The following is a 20734-nucleotide window of genomic DNA, read 5'->3' as shown; positions in this document are numbered from 1 at the left end:
CGGGGCATACTGGGCCGGTGACCGTTGACCCTCGCCGCGCGCTGGCCGAGTTCTTGCGGACTCGGCGGACCCGGGTGCGGCCGCAGGACGTCGGCTTGGAGCCGGGTCCGCGGCGGCGTGTCGCCGGGCTGCGCCGCGAGGAGCTGGCGCTGCTGGCTGGGGTGAGCTCGGATTATTACCAGCGCATGGAGCAGGGCCGCGACGTGCGGCCCTCCGATCAGGTCCTCGACGCGATCGCCGGCGCGCTGAACTTCTCGGCCGAGGAGACCCGGCACCTGCACGGTCTCGCCGCCGCCGCACGCACCCCGAACCGGCCCGCACACGCGTATCCGCCGGAGGCGGTGCCGGTGACCACGTTGCGGCTGCTGGCCGCGACGACGTCGCCCGCATTGGTCGTCGGGCGCTTCCTGGATGTGCTGGCCTGGAATCCGCTGGCCGGTGCGTTGCTGGGCGCGTTCACCGAGCTGCCGCGGGCTGAGCGGAACCTGCTGGCGATGTTGCTGCGCCCCGAGGCCGATCAGGCCTGCCCGGAGCGGTCGGGCACGGTCGCCGAGCTGACCGCCATGCTGCGGACGCAGGTCGCCGCCGAGCCGGGGCACCCGCGCGCGGTGGAGCTGGTGGGTGAGCTGGCGGTGCGCAGTGCGGAGTTCGCGGCGCTGTGGGCCCGCCACGACGTCGAGGACACGACACGCGGGCGGATGCGCGTCGAGCACCCGCGGGTCGGTGAGCTGAATCTGGACTGGGACGCTTACCCGATGCCAGGCGCGCCCGGGCCCGTGCTCGTCGTCTACACCGCCGAGCCGGGCAGCTTGGACGACGAACGACTTCAGCTGCTGGCAGGCACGCTCGAGGCATCCGGCCACTCGGCGACCATGCGGTAGGCGGCCCACGTCGGATCCGGATCGCCTCCGGTATTGGATGCTCACCGTTCCCGGGGTGGTTGACGCACTGCGTTGGCCTGAACGCGCCTGGTGGGTGGTCCGCCGTCGACCGACTCGCGGCATGAGAGTGCACTCGCCATGGCGGCGAAACCTGCGCAGGCGTGCAGGGTGATGTGGTGATCGGCGACTCGGGCGTGCCGGGTGATGGAGTCGCTCCCGGGGCGGCGGCACCGACGTCGGTCACGCCGGCGACGGCGGCCCACGATCCGGCGTGGGTCGCCTCTACCAGCGGAGCGGGCGGATCGCGTCGTTCACAACATTAGAGGTGGAACGAGAAACGCTGGTCACAGGCTGCCGACGTCGGTGCAGGTGCGGTTGCCCGGCGGCTAGAACATGATGAGGCGTGGCTGAGGCCACCTGCCGAACGTCTCGGCTATGTTGGGAGCGGTGAGCATCGACGCTTTGGCAATCGCGCTGACCACCGCGATGATGAAGGCTACCGCGAAGATCTGGCTCGGCGACCGCTCCATCGCCGCCGACGCCTCAGCCAAGGTGTTCGACCTGCTTGAGAAGCAGGTCACCGGCCTCAACGACCGCCGCAAGCTTCGGCTGCTGCTCACCAACATCGAGGACCGCATCGCCGACCGGCTCCTGCCGTTCATTGAGGTCGAGTTCCGCCAACTGCCGGAGAACGAATGCGCGGCGGCGCTGGTGGCAGCGCGCGAGACGTTCGATCGCGCTGCGCTGACCGACGAAGACTTGTTCCAGGCCGACCTCGACGCGGTGTTCTTATATCGCTACTTGCTCCGTGCGGTCCCCGGCGTCCCGAGAGAGTTTCTGATCTCGGCAGACGCGACCGAGCTATACCACCGGATTCTTCGCGAGTGCTGCGCCTACCTGGTCCAGGTGACTAGCACCCTGCCCCAGTTCCAATCCGACGCCTTGGTCAGGGTCCTGCGGCGGGAGACGGAAATCCTGGAAGCAGTCCGGAACGCGCTGACTGCGATGCCACAACGGCGCCATCCCGACGACTTCGCTGCGGACTTCCGCAGGCAGGTGGTGTCAGTGCTCGACCGCATGGAGCTCTTCGGCGCCGACCTCCCCGGAGCGACCCGTCTTTACCCGCTGTCGGTCGCCTACCTGAGCCTTAGCGTGAGAGATAATCGTGAGGGTGCGTCCGTCGACCGGTTCGAACACGTGCTGCCGTTGAGCTCGCGGATCCTTCTGCGCGGCGAGGCCGGGTCCGGTAAGACAACGATCCTGCAGTGGTTGGCAGTGCAGTGTGCAAGCCGGCAGTTGCAGAGGGTTAATGGGTGGGCGAACGTGGAGCCGTTCCTGTTGCGGCTAAGGCGTTTCGCAGACTCCGCATTGCCCGCACCCGAACGGTTTCTCGACGAAATCGGTCGGCACATCGCTGACGAGATGCCCGTCGGCTGGGTGCAGCAATTACTCCGTGGTGGCGGAGCCGTCGTGCTGGTCGACGGGATCGACGAGCTCCCCGCTGAACGTCGCTCGGGCGTTCGACGCTGGCTGGATGAGTTGATCTCGCATTTTCCGCTGGCACGCTACGTCGTCACCACCCGGCCTACTGCGGTCGAGCCCGATTGGCTGGCTCACGCGCAGTTCGTCGAGGTCACGTTGCAGCCGATGACCTCGCGTGACGTCCGGACGTTCGTCGAGCGCTGGCATGCCGCGATGCCTGACAAGTCACTTGATGACCGCCGCGACGCTCTGGTCACGACCATCAATACGAGCACCGCGCTGCGGCGCTTGTCGGAAAACCCATTGTTGTGCGCCTTGCTCTGCGCCCTGCATCACGCAGGCAATGGGCATCTGCCGGGTGACCGCATGGAGCTGTACGATGTCGCGTTGCGCATGCTGCTGGACCGGCGCGACGTCGAACGGCAGGTCGAGAACGATGTCCGGCTGAAGTTGACCGAGAAACTGGTGTTGTTGCGTCGCCTTGCGTACTGGATGGTCCGCAACGGCCACACGGACATCCCGACCGAAGACGCCGAGGCGCGAATCGCGTCGGCTCTGATGTCAATGCAACAGGTGAACGCTGGTTCATCTGAGGTTTTTCAGCACCTGCTGACAAGGGGTGGCGTGCTACGCGAGCCGGTGCGTGGCCGGATTGATTTCGTGCACCGGACGTTCGGCGAATACCTCGCGGCAAAAGCCGCAGTGGACGAGGACGACATTGGCGTCTTGGTCGAGAACGCGCACCGGGACGAGTGGCGTGATGTGGTTGTCCTCGCGGCAGGACACGCAACTCCGAAGCAACGCGTGTCGCTGGTCGACGGGGTTCTGAGTCAAGGAGTGGACACATTCACGCGGTCCCTAGTCGCGCTCGCATGCTTGGAAACCTCCCCCGAGTTGCCCGGCGACCTACGTGAGAAGGTTAAGGCTCGCGCGTCGTCGTACGTGCCGCCGCGGGACATCGCCACTGCCGAGCAATTAGCCGCAGCTGGAGAATTTGCGCTGGACCTCATTGCGGGCGCGGCACCTGCCGATGATCCCGAGGTTGCGGCGGCAACTGTGCGCGCGGCCGCTCTGATCGGCGGCCCCGCGGCTTTGGAATTCCTAACGCAATTCCGTGGGCAGACTGCGAGCGTGGTAGTGGACGAGCTCGCGAGGGCGCACGCGAGGTTTGAACCGGCCGAGTTCTGCGAGCGAGTTTTGGCTGACTGCACGTTCGCCGACGGACTGAGCGTGAACGATCCAGATATGCTCACAGGATTGGAACGCCTTAACCACCTCTATAAGCTTACCTGCTTGTTCTCAAGAGATTACGTATCCCTCGAATTTGTCCATCGCTTACCTCGACTTCGGGAGTTATTAGTTGCCAGTACGGCCGGGTTTGAATTGCGAGCGCTGACCGGTGCCAAGCTGACACATATTGCTTTGCTTAGTAACTCTCAAGCTCCGGCGCCATCAAAGTCGGTCAACGTGGCGCCGCTCTGCGGACTTCGCAAGTTGGCCCGCCTGTCCGTCGAGGTCAACACCTACGGCTGGGAATTTTTGTGCGACCTGCCAGATCTGCGGCAACTGGCTATGCAGGGTATCCACGCTAACCAGTTGGCACAGTTGGCTCCCTTTCGGCATATCCGTGAGTTTCACCTCGAGAACATGGCGGGCTTGCGAAACCTCGAATCGCTGTCTTTCCTGGATGGCCCTGTTGCCTTGACATTTCGGAATTGCCGGGAGCTCAAAATTCTTTCACAGCTTGCCAGGTGGTCGGAAAGCTTGACCCGGTTGCAGGTGTCCGCGTGCCCGGTTGAGGACTGGTCACCGCTTGCGCAGCTGGCCCGTTTGCGCAGCCTTGAGATCGGCGCAACACAGTCGGTAGATCTGAGCTTGCTCTCGGATGTGCAGACCCTGGAGGAGTTGTCGCTGGATTCGAATCAGGTCGATCTCTCGCCGTTGGCGGGCCGGCGGGGTCTCACGGTGTGGATCAAATCGGCCGCGGAGGTGTCTGGCGAAGATATGCTGGGCCCGGGCAGTCAGATCGGTCGATACTGACCGTTTTGGCGGCCCCCTCGGCGCCTTCTGGTGTTACCGCCTGAGCTGCGTGGTGTGTGGCTTCAGCTCGATCGATGCGTTCGGGCAAGGCGCAGCTGAACGAGTCGTGCTGCGGGAACTACTTGCGCCACGATCCACGGGACCAGTAGGACGGCGGCTGTCGTGGTTCACCGCGGTCACGTCATTCCTGAACGACCCTGGTCGGTGCGGGAGGAGCTGATGAAGTAGCTGCCACACGTCCACGTCCATTGCGTCTTTCGCGGATCTGCTGCGTGCCAGCACATCACAGATCCGGCGGCGCACCAAGCCGAGGGATTGTCAGCGAACTCGACCGTCTTGCCCGGTCATCGGGCGTTCGGCCGGATCGACCGGCGTTTCTGGCTGCAGGCGAGGTCGCGGACCGTTAAGGTGCCGGAGGCGAACCGGGATTCCGGTCCCGAGCGAGGGAGGAGTCTCGTGGCGAACGACTTCCATTTCGAGGAGCTCGGCTCGCGCGCGTTCGAGCAGCTTTCCTCCGCGCTGGTCTCGGCCGAGTTCGGTCCGGGCCTGGAGGTCTACGGATCGGGCAAGGACGGCGGCCGTGAGGCAGTGTTCCAAGGAACTATCTCCTGGGACGGCGGCGCGAGGGTCTGGCGCGGGTACACCGTCGTCCAGGCGAAACAGCGCGAGCACGTGTTGGCGCCTGCGGACAACCTCGCGTGGCTTCAAAGTCAGATCCGGTTCGAGCTAAACCACTGGATGAACGTCAAGCGCCACCGTGGGAAATTTCCGGATCATATCCTTTTTGTGACAAATGTGAGGCTTTCGGCCGCGGTTGACGGTGGGGTCGACCGGATCCGGGAGTTCTTGGTCCAGGAGCTCGACCGCAGCCACGCGTCGGGCAAGAAGGACACGCCGCGAATGCGGGGGCTGCGGGAGATCCGGGTGTGGCACCGCGACACCTTGAACGCGCTGATCTCGAACCACCGGGATGTCCGCAGCGCGTTCCCGGCCCTGCTGACCGTCGGCGATCTCCTCGAACGTCTGAACTCGCTGCCGGGACTCGCTGATCCGGACGCGCTGGCGTCCATTCTGCGAGAGCATTCCGAAAGCGCACTGCGACACGATCGGTGGGTCCGGTTCGGTGAAGCCGGTGGCTTGCACGCCCGGCAATCGGTCGATCGGGTCGTGGTCGATCTGCCGGTCATCAGTGATGATGATCGTGGGAACGTGCTGGATGAATGCATGGGACGTGGCGAGCCAGTGCTGCGCCGCTCGGTGCCGGGGAACGGCTGGCCCCGTCACCTGGTGATCACGGGAGCTGCCGGCAACGGCAAGAGCACCATCGCCAAGTACCTCACCCAGATCTACCGGGCGAGATTCCTGGAGGGCGCGACCTCCGTCGCCGCGGTGAACGAGATCATCGCGGACACAGCTGAATCGCTGGAGCGACTCATGTACGAGGCGCCCACCAGCCGCAGGTGGCCGCTGAACGTCTCGCTGCCGGAGATGGCGAACGACATGGGACCGTCCGGCGGTCCGTCGATGCTGCGCTGGCTCAGCCGTCAGGTGTCGCAACGGGCCTCTGTCGAGATCACTCCTGTGACCTTGGAGCGGTGGCTGAAAGCGTGGCCGGTGATCCTGGTGCTGGACGGCTTCGACGAGGTCACCGCGCCGTCCCTGCGGCAGCGGGTGGTCGACGAGATCATGGAGTTCGTCGACCGTGCCGACGAACTCGACGCCGACTTGTTCGTCGTCCTGACGACTCGTCCCACCGGATACACCGAGAGGATCCGGCCCACCGACTTCGCCCAGATCGATCTGGACTACCTGGCTGGCGACGAAGCCGTGAGTTATGGGAAGCACGTAACCACGCAGCGCCTGCACGACGATGTCTCGTTGCGGGAGCAGGTCTTGGAGCGGTTCGACCGCGCCGTCGCGCAGGCTTCGACCGGCCGCCTCATTAAGACACCGCTGCAGGTGCTGATCCTGACGTTCATTCTGGAGAACGTCGGCGACCTGCCGGCCACCCGCTACCAGCTGTTCTGGTCCTACTACGACACCGTTTACCGGCGTGAGCAGGAGAAACCTACGTCTCATCGTGCGTTCCTCCGCGGGCACCGCGACGACATCACGGAACTCCACGAGCGCGTCGGACTCGTGCTGCAGACCCGGTGCGAGGGAACGGACGAGGCGCAGGCCCGGCTGTCGCTGACCGGGTTGCGATCACTTGCGCACGACCGGATGATCGAGGTCGGGCACGATTCCGCGGCGGGAGCCGGCGAGCTCGCCGACCAGATCGTCGAAATCGCCACGACCAGGCTGGTGTTGCTCGCCGCGGGCGAAGACGACAGCGTGTCGTTCGAAGTGCGGAGCCTGCAAGAACTGATGGCCGCGAGAGCGCTGGTCAACGGCGACGACGCCACCATCCGGGAGAACCTGGTTGCCACCGCGCCGAGCCCGCACTGGCGCAACACCTGGGTGTTCGCGGCCGGCAAGCTGTTCGGCGAGAGCGATCACCGGCGCCGGCTGGTGCTGGACATCGTTGACCAGTTCGACCGGACGTGTGCCGGGTGGCCTGGCTGGATCTATCCGGTAGGTCCGGAACTCGCCGCCGATCTACTCGATGACGGTCTCGCCGAAACGAAGCCGGCTGCTCTGCGTGAGCTGGTTACGATCGCCCTGCGTTGCCTTGCCGGTCCGATGCCTGAAAATCCCGCGCACATCGCCGGCCGGCTGAGCGACGCCGCTCGGCACGGCCAGCTCAACGCGCTCATCCGGAACGAGCTGCGAGCCGCGTTCGCCGGAACACCGGCCGCGGTCGCAGTGGCCGGCGCGCTGGTGCTCTTTTCCTCGACCGGCGGCGCCTCCGGAGTCAGCGCGCCGGGACAACCCGCTAAGGCAGCAATGGAAGAGGTGACCAAGAGATGGTTCACCCCGCCGCCGCAGAAACCACGGGTCAAGGTCGGCAACCTGCTCGGCACGCCGCTGAAGGAGCTTCGTGACGAACCTGGCGCCGCACTCGTCGAAGCGGCCCTGACCGAGTGCAACGCCTTGACCCTCTATCCGACGTCTGACGGCGAGCTGTGGCCGGAGCTGATTTCAAGGGTGTTCGAGTGTGAGCGGCTCCAGAGCGTTCTCGACGATGTCGAGGCGTCCGGCATCCTCGAACTCTGCCTGGGCGACCTGGAACCGCGTCACTGGGCGGCGCGTTCCCACCTCGCCCGGGAGATCGCCGCCGTCCGTTCCAGGAGACCCGTGAGTAACCGGCTCGCTGTGCCCTATCTCGACTGAGCCGTCGCTTTTGTGCGTTGGTGTGCCACAACTGTCGCCGGTGGTCAACGCCGATCTGTCGTCATCCGGCGATCGGATCGGGCACAGAGGAGTTGCGTACTCCCTTGTAGGCCAGGGATCGAACGGCTTTAAGCAGGCCCTCGAAGTCGTCGACCAAGCCACGAGGCTCTTCGGAGAGATCGAACCTCTGCACCCAGGTGCTCAGCTGGGTTCGGACGTCCTTGGCTTCGCTGCTGTTGTCGAGCTGACTGAGCTACAGTGAGTGCATGATCTCCTCGAACTTGGGAGATCTCCCACGTGTGGGGGTTCAAGTACTCGGACACTTTATTACCCCGCGGATCGCGAAACGCGACCTTGAAGGTGGGTTGATCGTAGCTCAGCTTGAATCGATCTTCTGCAGTCGCCGTCCGGCGTTATCGCAGGCGATGTGCTGTTCCGAGCCTCGTTGCGCTGTGGCGACCCGACTGCTTCGTATTCGGTCGGGTTCGAGCTTGGCGGCGACTGCGCTGCCCTGGTCATAAATTCTCAGGTTGCTCTGGTCGACGAGCTAATCGTCGCGGATATAGAGCGTCTTCGGCCGCGGCTGGCCCGCCCGCCGGGTGCTGGTGTGGCAGTGACGGCGGCGGTAGGTCGGTCGCCCGTGGTTCCAGTGCGAGTTCAGCCGTCTGTCGCACACGCCGCAGTGGATCAAGCCTGCGAGAGCGAACAGACGAGTTTAACCTTCGCTGGTTGGTCGGGCCGCTCGGATCTGCTGTGCGGAAATGAAGTCCTGTTCGGTGACGAGTGCCTGATGCGCCGCCGTGGCGGATAGTGCCGGCGTCGATGTTGGGCCTTCGGTGTGGGTGGCTCGGCGATTCCAGACCTACCGTCCGGTGTAGCGCGGGTTCGCCAGGATGACGGCGACAGTGCGGAGCGTCCAGGCGCCGCCGGTTCCGTGGCGATGCGGTCCGGGTCGGCGCTGGATGGGCAAGGAACACCCCGCTCGTTGAGGTGTCGGGCGATGCTGGCGACGCTGTGCCCGGCGAGGCGTTGCCGGAACATCCAGGCGACGTGTGGCGCGGTTCGTGGGTCGGGTGCGAGGCGTTACAGCCGTCGGCCCCAGCGGGCGTCCGCGGGGTTGGGGGTGGGGGCCGGCGTCGACGAGTTGGTAGCCGTAGGGTGGTCGGCCGCCGGGGTAGCGGCCTTGCTGGGTGGCTGGTTGTGCATTGCCGCCAGTACCCGGTGGCGGGCGCGGAGGACTTGGCGCTGTGACTGGGTGACCAGCAGCGACACCGGTGTCTGACGACGAGGTTGCGCACGTAGCTCTCGCGGGCATGCGAGACCTCGGTGTCCCGATCGGGCCGCGACCGCCCGATGATCCGTTCCCGTCGCTCTGATCGCCTGGCCCGAACAGGGCGGAATTTTGCCTGATAGGCATGTTTTAGAAAACGAGGCAGGGTCGGTTTGGCGAGTCATGCACGAACGGCCATCCCCGATGGACGGGAGTTTGGGTACGCCTCGTCGTGGGAGGACGTGTGCGCCATCTGGAGCGAGGTTCACGGGAAGAGGACCACGTCGTAGGTCGCCGAGGTGGCTGGGCGTGGCAGGGCACGGATCTTCGCTCCTTGGCCTGATCGGGTGAACTTCCTGTTAAGGCTCGGGAAGGTTTCCGCAGCTCAGGGGTCTAATCCTGAATCTCTACTGTCGCTATGTCTCTTTCGACAGGTAGTTCCCGCCGCCGCCCGACGCCGCGATTTCGCCCGCGGCCGGGGCGTCTGAACGGCACACCGGCGTGCCCGCTCCCGGGTGCGCCGAATCGGGCCACACGCAGAACGACTGGTTGAAGTTCACCGGGTACGCGCCGGCCGGCGCGGCGAGCATTCGCTGGTACGGCAGGGTCGTCTCGATGAACTGGACGTCCGGCTGCGGCCAGCCCGCCGCGGGCGGGACCCCGCCGGTCACCGAAACGTTGTTGTTGTCCGGGAAACCGCCGCGCCAGGCGCCGGCCCAGCGTTCGATGTCGAACCGGCCCGGCCGGCCCTGGCTGATCGTGATCAGCACGTCGGGCCGCCGTGCGCGGTCGCTGAGCGCCGAGCCGTACGCCGCTTCGACGATGCCTTCGTCGAAGTAGCCCCAGACCACCGGGAAACTCACCGCCTGCACCACGGCGGGGCCGGACGGCGTGTCCAGCACGCGCCCGTCGAGCTGCAGCGCCGACGCCCCGGCCGGGTTCGAGATCCGGACGCCCGAGCCGTCCAGCTGGAACGGGTCGAACCCGCTCACCATGACCCGCCGCGTCTTCCCGAGCGGGAACCGGACGTCGTCGAGACCGCGCGAGCCGCGGTCGAACGCTGTCAGCAGCGAAGTCCGCTGCGACGGGGAGGCCGGCGCCCACTGGCGGATTGCGCTGCTGAGCTGCAGCCGCGCCCAGTACAACGGCCGATCGTCGAACCGGTCGAGCGTGCCGAGATCCGGACGGCGGCCCTGGGCGCGGTCGACGGCCGTCCGCCACAGCCGGTCGCCGGCCTGGGTGACGACCCGCTCGGCCCGGCGCGGGGTCCGCGCCGCGCAGAGATCGTGCTTCACCCCGGCCACCAAGGGATCCAGCCCGGCCAGCCGGACGAGCTCGGGGCCGACGGCGGGACCGCCGGCCGGCATGGTCGCGGTGAGCCGCTGTTCCTCCACGGTCAGCGGGACGGAAGCGTCGAAGCACCCCGGCGACGCTGTGGCGACGGCGGGAAAGGCGAAGAGCGGAACGGCGGCGAGCAGGGGGAGCAGAGCGGTCAGGCGCACGGGTTTCCCTCCACGGCGTGGGTGACGCGGCCGAGTCTCCCGTCGACCGCGCCACCCGCGGAACCCGCGGAAGTCGGGATCAGCCGGTCCGATCGTCAGAGGGCTGCGCCCGCGGAGGCCTCGGCCGGAAGCCGCAGCCACCAGTTCGCACGGGCGCGGACGACGGGAGCGTGTGCCCGCAGGAGCCGCAGCCCGGCGCGGTCGCCCTTCATTCCCACCGCGTAGAGCGCGGCTCGCTGGGTGCTCCCGCCGGTCGGTTGTGCGGTGAGCACGTGGTGCCAGAGACGCACGTCCGTCCGGCCGGGGAGGTGGGCCAGCGCCACGGCCGCCGCGTCTCGCCCCGCGCCCCGCCGCATCAGGTTTTCGACGACCGGGCGGTGCCGAGCTTCGCCGAGACTGCCGAGCAGGTCCACGAGCACGCTGTGCATGGCCGAGCCGGACATCGTGCGTCCGCTGGTCAGCATCGACGCGACGGTGTCGGCGAGCACGCCGCGAAACGGCGAAGCGTGCAGGACGTTGACGGTGAGGATGCGCAGATCGCTGTCGGTGCTGGCCAGCGCCTGCCGGAGGATCCGCCGGCCGAGCAGGTCCGGTTCGTGGTGCCGGGTTTGAGCTTTGATCAGGGCGCCGTGCAACTGGTCGAAGGCCGCGTCTCCTGCTCTTCCCAAGGGCGCCGAACGTGAGCCGGGACGGCTCGGGCGGTGCCGTAACAGGGCTGCGAGGACGTCTGACGCCGCTTCCCTGATCGGTGGCGACGTCGACGCGCCGGACTGCAGTTCGCGGGAGACGGCTTCGAGCCGGCGAACCATGTCAGGGACACCGGGCGGCCGGGCCGCCCACGCGAGGAGCGCGCCGAGCTGTTCGGCTTCGTTCCGCGGATCGGACAGCAGCCGAAGGAGGCGGCGGGAGGCCGTCGGTGTCGGATTTGCTGCGAGCAAGGCGATCGGATCGATGATCAGCTGACAGGCCGGCTCGGTGACGAATTCTTCGGTGGCCGCGACGAGCGCGGCGCCGCCTTCCGGGTGCCGGTGCACTCGTTGCAGCGCGGAAAGCCGGAGCAGATACCGCCAGCCCACGGACAGGCACATCTCGGTGAGCAACCGGTGGACGAGGAAGTCCCATTTCGGCCGGGGGAGTTTGCGTCGCGGCTGGGTCAGGGAAACCGTCAGGTCCGCCCATTCCGCCGCGGAGACGGGATCACGGTCGAGGCATTTGCCGAGCAGTTCGTCGCAGGGGCGCGCGGTCCGGCGCCCCGTCGGCCGGTCCCGGCCGAGTGCGGTCACCACGGCCACCAGCTCACCCGGCGGGAGGTCTAAGAGCCGCTCGTACTGGCGCAGAGCCGGTGTCGGAACCGTGGCCCGGGAGTTCTCCCAACGGGAAACGGTGGCGTTGTCGACGGGGGGAGTCCGCACCGCCTCCGCCAACTGGCGGATGGTCAGGATGTCGTCTTCTCCGTAGAGGCGCCACATCTTGAGCAGCCAGGCCGCGAGCTGACTCCGTTCGACCCGCGGCCACGGGTCGATCTCTTCGTCATCGCCGAGCGAGGTCGGTCGTCTGCGCCGAGCCGTGGCCATCGCCCGATTTTGCCTGGCCGGTTCGGCGGGGAACGCCGCCGAACGGGTGCACCGGTTTCGCAGCAAACGGCTCGAGGACGGTCCGCGCGCCTTACCGTCGGTTTCCCGTACATTCGAAAGGAATTCGAATATGGCGCTTGATGTGGTGAGTGGACGGTTCTGCCGCTGTTCCTTCCCGAAGAACGGGTTCGCATCGTTGACCAGTAGACAGCTGATCTTCGTCCTTTTTTCGCAGTTCAACGAGGGCCTGAAGGAATCTCTTGTGGTCCACACGACTAAAGGGTTGAGCGGTTGGAAAGATGGATTTCCGTCGCGTCTACGTTGTCCCCTGGGGAATTCTGGAGGACTTCGATCAGTCCGTCAAAGCGAGCTGGCTCGCCAAAGCGAAGAAAGACCTGGAGAAGAAGATCAAGGGCGCTAGGTGACTGGGCCGGGAGCACGCGGGGGTGTGCTCCCGGCCCGGGGATCAGCCGGTCGCCAGCACCTTCAGGCGCGAGATGTCCGCGCTGAACTGGTCCTGGTCGATGGGCGATGAGCTGTACTGCCAGAACGTGTAGAACCCCCACTTGTACGGCAGCGTGCCCACCGACGACGCGTACCGCGCCACCCAGAGCGGGTTCGTCGAGCTGAAGTCGCCTGTGTTGCCGGTGCACTGGCTCCACCAGCTCGTTGCCGTGTAGATCACCGGCCAGCGGGTGGTCTTCGCGTGGTATTCGTCGCTGAAGGCCTTGATCCAGGCGACCATCTGCGCCGCGGTCTTTCCGTAGCACGCGTTGTTCGGGCCCCACTCGATGTCGAGCGTGCCCGGGAGGGTCTTGCCGTCCTTCGACCAGCTGCCGCCGTGGGCGACGAAGTAGTCGGCCTGTGCGGCGCCGCCGGACAGGTCCGGGCGGCCGTAGTGGTAGGCCCCGTGGATCATGCCGACGTTGTACGAACCCGTGTACTGCTGGCTGAAGTAGGCGTTGACGTAGCCGGTGCCCTCGGTCGCCTTGACGTAGGCGAACTTCTTGCCCGCGCTCCAGTACGACGCCCAGTTGACGTTGCCCTGGTACGAGCTGACGTCGATGCCGGGGACGCTCGCGTCCACCGACGCCGGGGCCAGGCCGGCGGGTGCGACACCGTCGTGGGCGCGGATCGCCGCGCCCATCTCGTGGTTGCCGGTGGCGTCCTGGTCCGGGAGTCCCGGCGACGCCGAGGCGCCGGCGGCGGTCACGACCAGCAGGGAGGCCGAGACCGCGAGCGCGGTGGCGCACAGGCGCCGCCACCCCCGTCGTGGTGCTGTCATCGATGTGTCCTTTCGGTTGCCCTCGCGATGCGCGGCTGTGCAGGGCCGCGCGGGATGAGTCTGTTACATCTACGCAGGTCATGTCACTGCTCCATGTGATTCAATTTCTCGCTCTGGCCAAGCCTGTGAATAGTTAACGGACCGGACGAAAGGGACGCTCGGCGCTTGAAGCGGCCTGGCGCAGGGAGCAGACTCGCCGCATGCCCGCGCTCCGGAGTCGCCGAACCCTCGTCATCGCCGCCACGGCCGCGCTCCTCACGACCGTCGCGACCGGACCCGCCACCGCCGCCACGCCCACCCCGAAGACCCCGGTCGCCACCGGCTTCGGCGGCGCCGTGGCCAGCATCGACGCCGACGCCACCGCGATCGGCACCCAGGTCCTGCGCGAAGGCGGGAACGCCGTCGACGCGGCCGTCGCCGTCGCCGCCGCGCTCGGCGTCACCGACCCGTTCTCCGCCGGGGTCGGCGGCGGCGGGTTCTTCGTCTACTACGACGCCAAGACCGGCCGCGTCCACACCTTGGACGGCCGCGAGACCGCGCCGAAGTCCGCCGACGCGAACCTCTTCGTCGAAAACGGCCAGCCGCTGCCGTTCAACGACGCCGTCACGAGCGGGCTGAGCGTCGGCGTCCCCGGCACGCCCGCGACGTGGTCCGAGGCCCTCCGCAAGTGGGGGACGCGCTCGCTCGCCAAGTCCCTGAAGCCCGCGGAAAACCTGGCGCGCAAGGGATTCGTCGTCGACCCGACCTTCCAGACGCAGATCGCGAACAACGCCGCGCGGTTCGCCGCGTTCCCCTCGACGCGCTCGCTGTACCTGCCGAACGGCGCGCCGCCCGCGCCCGGCACCGTCTTCCGCAACCCCGACCTCGCCGCGACGTACGCGCAGCTCGAGCGGGGCGGTGTCGACGCGCTCTACAAGGGCCCGATCGGCGCGGACATCGCGAAGACCGTGCAGAACCCGCCGAAGGACCCGGCTTCGACGCTCAACGTGCGTCCCGGCAAACTGACCGCCCGCGACATCGCCGGCTACCGGGCGATCGAGCGCACGCCGACCCACGCCGAGTACCGCGGCCTGGACGTCTACGGCATGCCGGCGCCGTCCTCGGGCGGCCTGACCGTCGGCGAGGCGCTCAACATCCTCGAGAACTACGACCTCAAGCACGCGAGCAAGGCCGACTACCTGCAGTACTTCCTGGAGTCGACGCGGTTCGCCTTCGCCGACCGCAACCGCTGGATCGGCGACCCGGCGGTGATCGACGTCCCGGCCAAGGAGCTGCTGAGCCAGCGCTTCGCCGACACCCGCGCCTGCCTGATCTCGAAGGACAAGGCCGCGACCAGCCCGGTCGCCCCGGCCGACCCGCGGCACCCGACGCCGTGCGCCGCGGGCACCACGGGCGCGCCGACGCCGTACGAGGGCGAGAACACCACCCACCTCACGGTCGCCGACAAGTGGGGCAACGTCGTCGCCTACACGCTGACCATCGAGCAGGAGGGCGGCAGCGGCATCGTCGTGCCGGGCCGCGGGTTCCTGCTCAACAACGAGCTGACCGACTTCTCCTTCACCCCGGTGACGCCGGGCGTGCCCGACCCGAACCTGCCCGGCCCCGGCAAGCGGCCGCGCTCGTCGATGGCGCCGACGATCGTGCTCAAGGACGGCCGCCCGTTCTTCGCCACCGGCTCGCCGGGCGGCGCGTCGATCATCACGACCGTGCTGCAGGTGCTGACCGGCCGGATCGACCGCGGCCTGTCGCTGGAGGACGCCATCGCCGCGCCCCGCGCGTCGCAGCGGAACTCGGCGCAGGCCCAGGTCGAGCAGGAGTTCCTGAACCTGCCCGAGACGGCGGTGCTCAAGGCCCGGGGCCAGGGCTTCTCGACCGCGCCGGCGGAGATCGGCGCGGCCACCGGGGTCGAGCGCCTGCGTGACGGCCGCTGGCTGGCCGCGGCCGAACCGGTCCGCCGCGGCATCGGCTCGGCCCAGGTGGTGTGGCCGGCGCGCTGGTAGCTCAGGCTTCGAGAGCCCAGCGGATGTACGGCGCCTTCGGGACGAACCCCGCCCGCTCGAACACCCCGGAGGCGCCGGACGGGCTCGCCGAGTCCACCACCAGGCTCGCCCGGTCGTAGCCCTGTCCCTTCGCGGCGGCCAGCGCGTGCGCCAGCAGGGTCGTCGCGACGCCGCGCTTCCGGTGGTCCGGGAGCGTCCCGACGACCATGAAGTGCGCGTCGCGGATCCCGGTGGCCTCGGTGTCGGCGTCCCAGGACAACGTCACCAGCAGGCCCGCCGGCGTCCGGTCCGCGTCCCGGAGCAGGAAGCTGAGGCCGGGCCGGAACGTCTGGTTGACGATCTTGTTCCGCTACAGGTCCGGCGGCATCGGCGACGCGCCCCAGCAGTCCTCGAACGCGGCGTTGCGGATCCGCCGGAAGTCTTCGTCGGTCTCCCGCGACCACGGCTCGACCCGGGCCTCCACCGGCGCGACGCCCCCGAGAGCGTGCTCCATCCGCCGGAAGTACCGGACCGGCGCGAAGCCCCGGGAGCGCATCAGCTCGGCCAGGCCGGCGATGTGCTCGGGCCGGTGGACGTCGACCGCGAGCCGCAGTCCCGGGTGGTGCAGGGCGTGCAGGACCTTCGCGGCGGCCACGCCCGCCTCGACGAGCGTGGTGCCGATACCCCGGCGACGGTGGCCGGGGTGCACCCCACCGTCCAGGAAGACCCGGTGGACCTCGTCCGCGAACGGCTTGTAGCGGATCTTCACGTAGCCGATCATCGTGTCGCCGTCGAAGGCCTCGAAGGTGCCGAGGAGATCGGCCGGCGCCGACCGGAACCCGAACGCAGCCCCCACCCTCTCCGGGGGGCGTCCCCAGTCCAGCGTATCGGGGGCTGCCGACGAAAGGCCCGGAAAAGGCCGCGGTGGGACCCGGCTGTCCACATCACGGCCGGGTTGTGGACAACCGCAGCGCGCCTCCGTCAGCGGGGCCTTCTAGACTCGGGCCCGATGTTCCAGCCACCTGAATCCCTGCTCCCGCCGGGGGTGGGCCGATGAAGCTCGTCTTCGCCGGCACCCCCGACCCGGCGGTCCCCGCCCTGCGTGCCCTGCTCGACTCCGGCCGGCACGAGGTCGTCGCCGTCGTCACCCGCCCCGACGCCCAGGCCGGGCGCGGCCGTCACGTCGTCCGCTCACCCGTCGGCGCGCTCGCCGACGAGCACGGCATCGAGGTGCTGACGCCCGCCCGCGCCGGCGACCCGGCCTTCCTCGCGCGCCTGGCCGAGCTCGCCCCGGACGCCTGCCCGGTCGTCGCCTACGGCGCCCTGCTGCCGCAGTCCGCGCTCGACATCCCGTCGCTCGGCTGGGTGAACCTGCACTTCTCGCTGCTGCCCGCGTGGCGCGGTGCCGCGCCGGTGCAGGCCGCGATCCGCGCCGGCGACGAGATCACCGGCGCCTCGACGTTCCGGATCGTCAAGGAGCTCGACGCGGGCCCGGTCTTCGGCGTGGTCACCGAGACCATCGCCGCGACCGACACGTCGGGCGAGCTGCTCGGCCGGCTCGCGGAGTCCGGCGCCAAGCTGCTGCTGTCCACCATGGACGGGCTCGCCGACGGCACCCTGCGCGCGCAGGAACAGCCCGCCGAAGGGCTCAGCTACGCGCCGAAGGTGACGGTCGACGACGCACGCGTGTCCTTCGCCGACCCGGCCGCGGCGGTCGACCGCCAGATCCGGTCGGTCACGCCGGACCCGGGCGCGTGGGCGGAGTTCCGCGGGGAACGGCTGAAGCTCGGCCCGGTCACGGTGCTCGACGAACCCGGCCCGCCGCCGGGCGAGCTCGTACTGGAGCGCAAGCGGGTGCTGGTCGGGACGGCGACGAAGCCGTTGCGGCTCGGCGAAGTCCAGGCACCCGGCAAGAAACGGATGGCGGCCACCGACTGGGCTCGCGGAACACGGATCGAGCAGGGAGAACGCCTCCGGTGAACGACAACAGGGAACGGCGGCCGTCACGGCCGCAGCGGAGCCGCCCGGCCCCGCGCAAGGAAAGCCCGCGCCGCCCGCCGGAGGTGGACCCCGCCCGCCAGGCCGCGTTCGACGTCCTGCGCGCCGTGCGCGAGAAGGACGCCTACGCCAACCTCGTCCTGCCGGACCTGCTGCGCGAGCGGCGGATCAGCGGCCGGGACGCCGCGCTGGCCACCGAACTCGCCTACGGCACGTCGCGGGCGCAGGGCCTGCTCGACGCCGTCATCGAGGCCAACGCCGAGCGGCCGATCGCCAAGACCGACCCCACGGTGCTCGACGCGCTGCGCCTCGGCGTCTACCAGCTGCTGCGCACGCGCATCCCGGAGCACGCGGCCGTGACGTCCACTGTGGACCTCGTGCGCGCCGAAGCCGGTTCGTGGGCCACGGGTTTCGCGAACGCGATCATGCGCAAGGCGTCCGAAAAGGACGAAGCGGCCTGGCTCGACGAGCTGGCCCCGGACGACGCGACCGATCCGATCGGCGCGTACGCGCTGCGCACCGCGCACCCGCGCTGGATCGCCCGCTCGTTCGCCGAAGCGCTGGGGGACAAGGGCGCCGGCCTCAAGGCCGCGCTCGAAGCCGACGACGCGCGGCCCGAGGTACACCTGGTCGCCCGCCCGGGCGAGATCACCGCCGACGAGCTGGCCGCGATCACCGGCGGCGACCCGGCGCCGTACTCGCCCTACGGCGTGCGCCTGCCCGCGGGCGCCGGCGACCCGGCCGACGCCGAGCCGATCCGCGAGCGGCTGGCCGCGGTGCAGGACGAGGGCAGCCAGCTCTGCGCGATCGCCGCGACGAAGGTGACGGTCGAGGGCACGGACGAGCGCTGGCTCGACCTGTGCGCCGGACCCGGCGGCAAGGCGGCCCTGCTCGGCTCCCTCGCGGCGCTGAGCGGCGCGACCGTGGACGCCGTCGAGAAGGCGCCGCACCGCGCGAAGCTGGTCGAGAAGGCCACGATCAACCTGCCGGTGAAGGTGTTCGTCGCGGACGGTCGCGAGTCCGGCCTGGAGCCGGGGTACGACCGGATCCTCGTCGACGCGCCGTGCAGCGGCCTCGGTGCGCTGCGACGGCGGCCGGAGGCGCGCTGGCGGCGTCAGCCCTCCGACGTCGCGGACCTGACGAAGCTGCAGGGCGAGCTGCTCAACGCGGCTTACGCCCTGCTGCGGCCCGGCGGCGCGCTGACCTACGTCGTCTGCTCGCCGCACCTGGCCGAGACCGAGGGCGTGTTCGGCGAGACGGCACGGCGGCTCAAGGCCGAGGTGCTGGACTCGCGGGAGTTCTTCCCCGGCGTGCCCGAGCTCGGTGACGGGCCGTACGTGCAGCTGTGGCCGCACCGCCACGGCACCGACGCGATGTTCTGCGCCGTGCTCCGCAAGCCGTGAGGGATCTCGGGCTGGTGGCCGGCTCGTGCGGCGGGCTGGACGTCCGGTTCGCCGCCGAGCTGGCCCGGCCCGCCGCCGCCCGCGGCTGGCGGACGGCGATCACCCTGACCCCGACGGCGATGCGCTGGCTCGAGTCGACCGGCGCGCTGGCCGACGTCGAGGCCGCGACCGACCTGCCGGTGCGCAGCGCGTCGCGGCTGCCGGGGGAGCCCCGGCCACACCCGGACCCGGCGGTGTTCCTGTTCGCCCCGGCGTCGGCCAACTCCGTCGCGAAGCTGGCGCTCGGGATCGCGGACAACCAGGCACTGACCGTGCTCGGCGACGTCCTGGGCGCGCCCGGGATCACGGTCGTGGTGGCCTACCAGATCCAGGACACCCGGGTGCACCACCCGGCGTGGCAGCGTCACCTCGACACCCTCGCGGGCGCCGGGGTGACGCTGCACCGCCTCGATACCGGGCGGCCGTGGACCGAGGCGCTGGATCTGCTGCCCTGAACGGGGCGCCGTTCTTGGTTGTGTCCCTAGCCGTGCATCGAGCTGCAGCTCAGTCGCAGGTCGAGAGATCAGTACGCCAACGAGACGCCTCACGCTGTCCACAATCTGACCACAAATGTATCTTGCCGTTTACCTGTCCGAGCTGGTAGAAATTTTGCACCGCCGCGCCGGGGAGGAGCGGCCAGTGGTCAGGGGTCTGTGACGCACTTGAATGAATCGATGCTTGAGTTCTGGGGCGGCCTGGCTTGGCCGATCGCTACTGTCTTAGCAGTTTCTGTGAGCTGCGTCTTTGTTGATCGTGCACTGCAAAATGGCGGACGTCGAGGTCGATTTCAAGCTTCCCTCGGGCAGGTAAAATTGAAGGCTGCCATCGACGAGCTTGATGGAATCCTCGATGCGGCCATTGCTTTGAATGTGCAATATGCAAATCGCGAAGTTGACCCCGCTGTTCATTTGGCAAACGCGCTTCGAGTCAGCCCGGTCGACTTCGCGTCCTCGGCTTTGGAAATCGGGCGCGCCCTGCGAGCTGGGACCGTTGTTATAGTGGACTTTGCGCAACTTGAGATTCAGGCGGCTCGTCGATTGGCTGATTTTTGCTGCGGCCTTGCCTGTCATGCGGCAGCTTGGCTTTTCCGGCCATCGGATACTGTGCTGATCTTGACGCCCCCGCGACGAAAATAGTATCTGCTTCCCTGTAGCGACATGGAGTACTGTAGACAGTGGCCAATAATGATCAGTTGCTCACGATGACTCATCGAATTCGAGAGATTGAACATCACCTTGCAATTGCTCGCAGAAGACAAAGGTGGTCTAATGTTGCGCTTGTTTTCGGTCCCGTTCTTCTGGTTGTACTGTATGCGATCGCATGGATTCCGGCAGTTGACAGGAAGATTCTAATTGCCGTCTATATCCCTGCCGTTCCGATTGTTTTTGCTAGTTGTGTTGCTTCTTACTTCCTCAAGCGAAACCCTGGCGGACCGCAAGTGCTCGCGGAGGGGGGCGGATTTATGCGAGAGAGTGAAGGGGATCTCGAACTGGCTCTGGCTCGACATCGGGACTCGCGCAAGCAGGTGCTCGCGCAAGCGGATATTGAGCCGAAGGTTCGGAAGATAACATACAAGGAAGATGCCTATTCTGATGTCGATCAACTGCGGGAGGAAAGTAAGAAATATCGCAGTGTGAATAACACATTGCAAGGCGTCTTGATTATTGGCTCTCTGGCGGCAACGGCTGCGTCTGGTATAGCGGCGGAGCTGGCGGTCGTTCGTTGGGTTACGCTTGGAATTACTTTCGTTGTAGGTATCTCAAGTGGCTTTATGGGGTACTTCAAGTATAAAGAGAGGAGTTTTTACCTGCAGCAGACCGCCGACGCAATTGAGCAAGAGTGGGAGGCTGTCGAAATTGGAGTAGGTAGATATAAGAGAATGTCAGAAGAGGAGGCACTTGCGGAGTTTGTTGAGGAAGTACATCGTTTAAAGAGTGAGCAGAAGAAGCGACAGCAGAATCTTGAGCAACCGCCCGAAGCGCGAAACCCGAACGACAGCTGAGCTCTG

Annotated in this window: 15 protein-coding genes and 1 pseudogene; 9 read left to right on the top strand and 7 right to left on the bottom strand. The window is 67.6% G+C overall.

Features of this window, described 5'->3' with window-relative positions; genetic code table 11:
* Positions 1–17: 17 nt before the first annotated feature.
* The 3 genes from VA596_RS24845 (at position 18) to VA596_RS24835 (ending at position 7676) form a co-directional block, all read left to right on the top strand.
* A complete protein-coding gene (locus VA596_RS24845; RefSeq protein ID WP_323330535.1) occupies positions 18–881 on the top strand; it encodes a helix-turn-helix domain-containing protein in 864 nt (287 codons plus the stop codon).
* 447 nt (positions 882–1328) lie between these two features.
* Positions 1329–4403: an NACHT domain-containing protein gene (locus VA596_RS24840; RefSeq protein ID WP_323330533.1), complete on the top strand. Its 3075-nt coding sequence runs from the start codon at positions 1329–1331 to the stop codon at positions 4401–4403.
* A 456-nt stretch (positions 4404–4859) separates the two neighbouring features.
* On the top strand, positions 4860–7676 hold the full coding sequence (locus VA596_RS24835) for an NACHT domain-containing protein (protein ID WP_323330531.1): 2817 nt from the start codon (positions 4860–4862) through the stop codon (positions 7674–7676).
* Between the two features lie 547 nt (positions 7677–8223).
* Here the strand turns inward: VA596_RS24835 and VA596_RS24830 are convergent.
* The 5 genes and pseudogenes from VA596_RS24830 to VA596_RS24810 form a co-directional block, all read right to left on the bottom strand.
* Positions 8224–8352: a hypothetical protein gene (locus tag VA596_RS24830; RefSeq protein ID WP_323330529.1), complete on the bottom strand. Its 129-nt coding sequence runs from the start codon at positions 8350–8352 to the stop codon at positions 8224–8226.
* Positions 8353–8363: 11 nt separating this feature from the next.
* Positions 8364–8717, bottom strand: a complete 354-nt coding sequence (locus VA596_RS24825) for a hypothetical protein (protein WP_323330527.1) — start codon at positions 8715–8717, stop codon at positions 8364–8366.
* 648 nt (positions 8718–9365) lie between these two features.
* A pseudogene (locus VA596_RS24820) lies at positions 9366–10448 on the bottom strand (hypothetical protein); the annotation flags it as partial.
* Positions 10449–10543: 95 nt separating this feature from the next.
* Positions 10544–12295: a helix-turn-helix domain-containing protein gene (locus VA596_RS24815; protein ID WP_323330523.1), complete on the bottom strand. Its 1752-nt coding sequence runs from the start codon at positions 12293–12295 to the stop codon at positions 10544–10546.
* Positions 12296–12488: 193 nt separating this feature from the next.
* Positions 12489–13307, bottom strand: coding sequence for a GH25 family lysozyme (locus VA596_RS24810; RefSeq protein ID WP_323330521.1), 819 nt, complete (start codon positions 13305–13307; stop codon positions 12489–12491).
* A gap of 200 nt (positions 13308–13507) precedes the next feature.
* On the opposite strand from VA596_RS24810, the gene ggt reads away from it, so the two are divergent.
* Complete coding sequence (gene ggt, locus VA596_RS24805; protein ID WP_323330519.1) at positions 13508–15307, top strand: gamma-glutamyltransferase; 1800 nt, start codon at positions 13508–13510, stop codon at positions 15305–15307.
* Position 15308: 1 nt separating this feature from the next.
* On the opposite strand, the gene VA596_RS24800 is transcribed toward ggt, so the two are convergent.
* Both VA596_RS24800 and VA596_RS24795 read right to left on the bottom strand, forming a co-directional pair.
* Positions 15309–15611 carry a GNAT family N-acetyltransferase gene (locus VA596_RS24800; protein WP_323330562.1) on the bottom strand — a complete coding sequence of 101 codons (303 nt, stop codon included), beginning with the start codon at positions 15609–15611 and terminating at the stop codon, positions 15309–15311.
* 45 nt (positions 15612–15656) lie between these two features.
* Positions 15657–16142 (bottom strand): GNAT family N-acetyltransferase, encoded by a 486-nt coding sequence (locus VA596_RS24795; protein ID WP_323330517.1) that lies wholly within the window; start codon positions 16140–16142, stop codon positions 15657–15659.
* A 197-nt stretch (positions 16143–16339) separates the two neighbouring features.
* Here VA596_RS24795 and fmt point away from each other — a divergent pair, with 197 nt between their 5' ends.
* From fmt to VA596_RS24770, 5 genes are all read left to right on the top strand, one after another.
* Positions 16340–17266, top strand: coding sequence for a methionyl-tRNA formyltransferase (gene fmt, locus VA596_RS24790; RefSeq protein WP_323330515.1), 927 nt, complete (start codon positions 16340–16342; stop codon positions 17264–17266).
* Positions 17263–18687 (top strand): RsmB/NOP family class I SAM-dependent RNA methyltransferase, encoded by a 1425-nt coding sequence (locus VA596_RS24785; RefSeq protein ID WP_323330513.1) that lies wholly within the window; start codon positions 17263–17265, stop codon positions 18685–18687. Before fmt ends, VA596_RS24785 begins: the two co-directional genes overlap by 4 nt.
* The gene (locus VA596_RS24780; protein WP_323330511.1) at positions 18684–19181 is read left to right on the top strand and encodes a flavoprotein; all 498 of its coding nucleotides are present in this window, start codon (positions 18684–18686) and stop codon (positions 19179–19181) included. Before VA596_RS24785 ends, VA596_RS24780 begins: the two co-directional genes overlap by 4 nt.
* 219 nt (positions 19182–19400) lie before the next feature.
* Positions 19401–19862: a cell division protein SepF gene (locus VA596_RS24775; RefSeq protein WP_323330509.1), complete on the top strand. Its 462-nt coding sequence runs from the start codon at positions 19401–19403 to the stop codon at positions 19860–19862.
* Between the two features lie 65 nt (positions 19863–19927).
* On the top strand, positions 19928–20728 hold the full coding sequence (locus VA596_RS24770) for an SLATT domain-containing protein (protein WP_323330561.1): 801 nt from the start codon (positions 19928–19930) through the stop codon (positions 20726–20728).
* Positions 20729–20734: the final 6 nt, after the last annotated feature.

The sequence above is a fragment of the Amycolatopsis heterodermiae genome (assembly GCF_034929455.1).
GTDB lineage: Bacteria > Actinomycetota > Actinomycetes > Mycobacteriales > Pseudonocardiaceae > Amycolatopsis > Amycolatopsis heterodermiae.
This window is presented reverse-complemented; position numbering and strand designations above follow the sequence as displayed.

Bases quoted from the DNA above. Each gene is read 5' to 3' on its own strand.
- fmt (WP_323330515.1), top strand. From the start codon at position 16,340: ATGAAGCTCGTCTTCGCCGGCACCCCCGACCCGGCGGTCCCCGCCCTG.
- VA596_RS24825 (WP_323330527.1), bottom strand. From the start codon at position 8,717: ATGTTCCGGCAACGCCTCGCCGGGCACAGCGTCGCCAGCATCGCCCGA.
- VA596_RS24770 (WP_323330561.1), top strand. From the start codon at position 19,928: ATGACTCATCGAATTCGAGAGATTGAACATCACCTTGCAATTGCTCGC.
- VA596_RS24775 (WP_323330509.1), top strand. From the start codon at position 19,401: ATGCTTGAGTTCTGGGGCGGCCTGGCTTGGCCGATCGCTACTGTCTTA.
- ggt (WP_323330519.1), top strand. From the start codon at position 13,508: ATGCCCGCGCTCCGGAGTCGCCGAACCCTCGTCATCGCCGCCACGGCC.
- VA596_RS24810 (WP_323330521.1), bottom strand. From the start codon at position 13,307: ATGACAGCACCACGACGGGGGTGGCGGCGCCTGTGCGCCACCGCGCTC.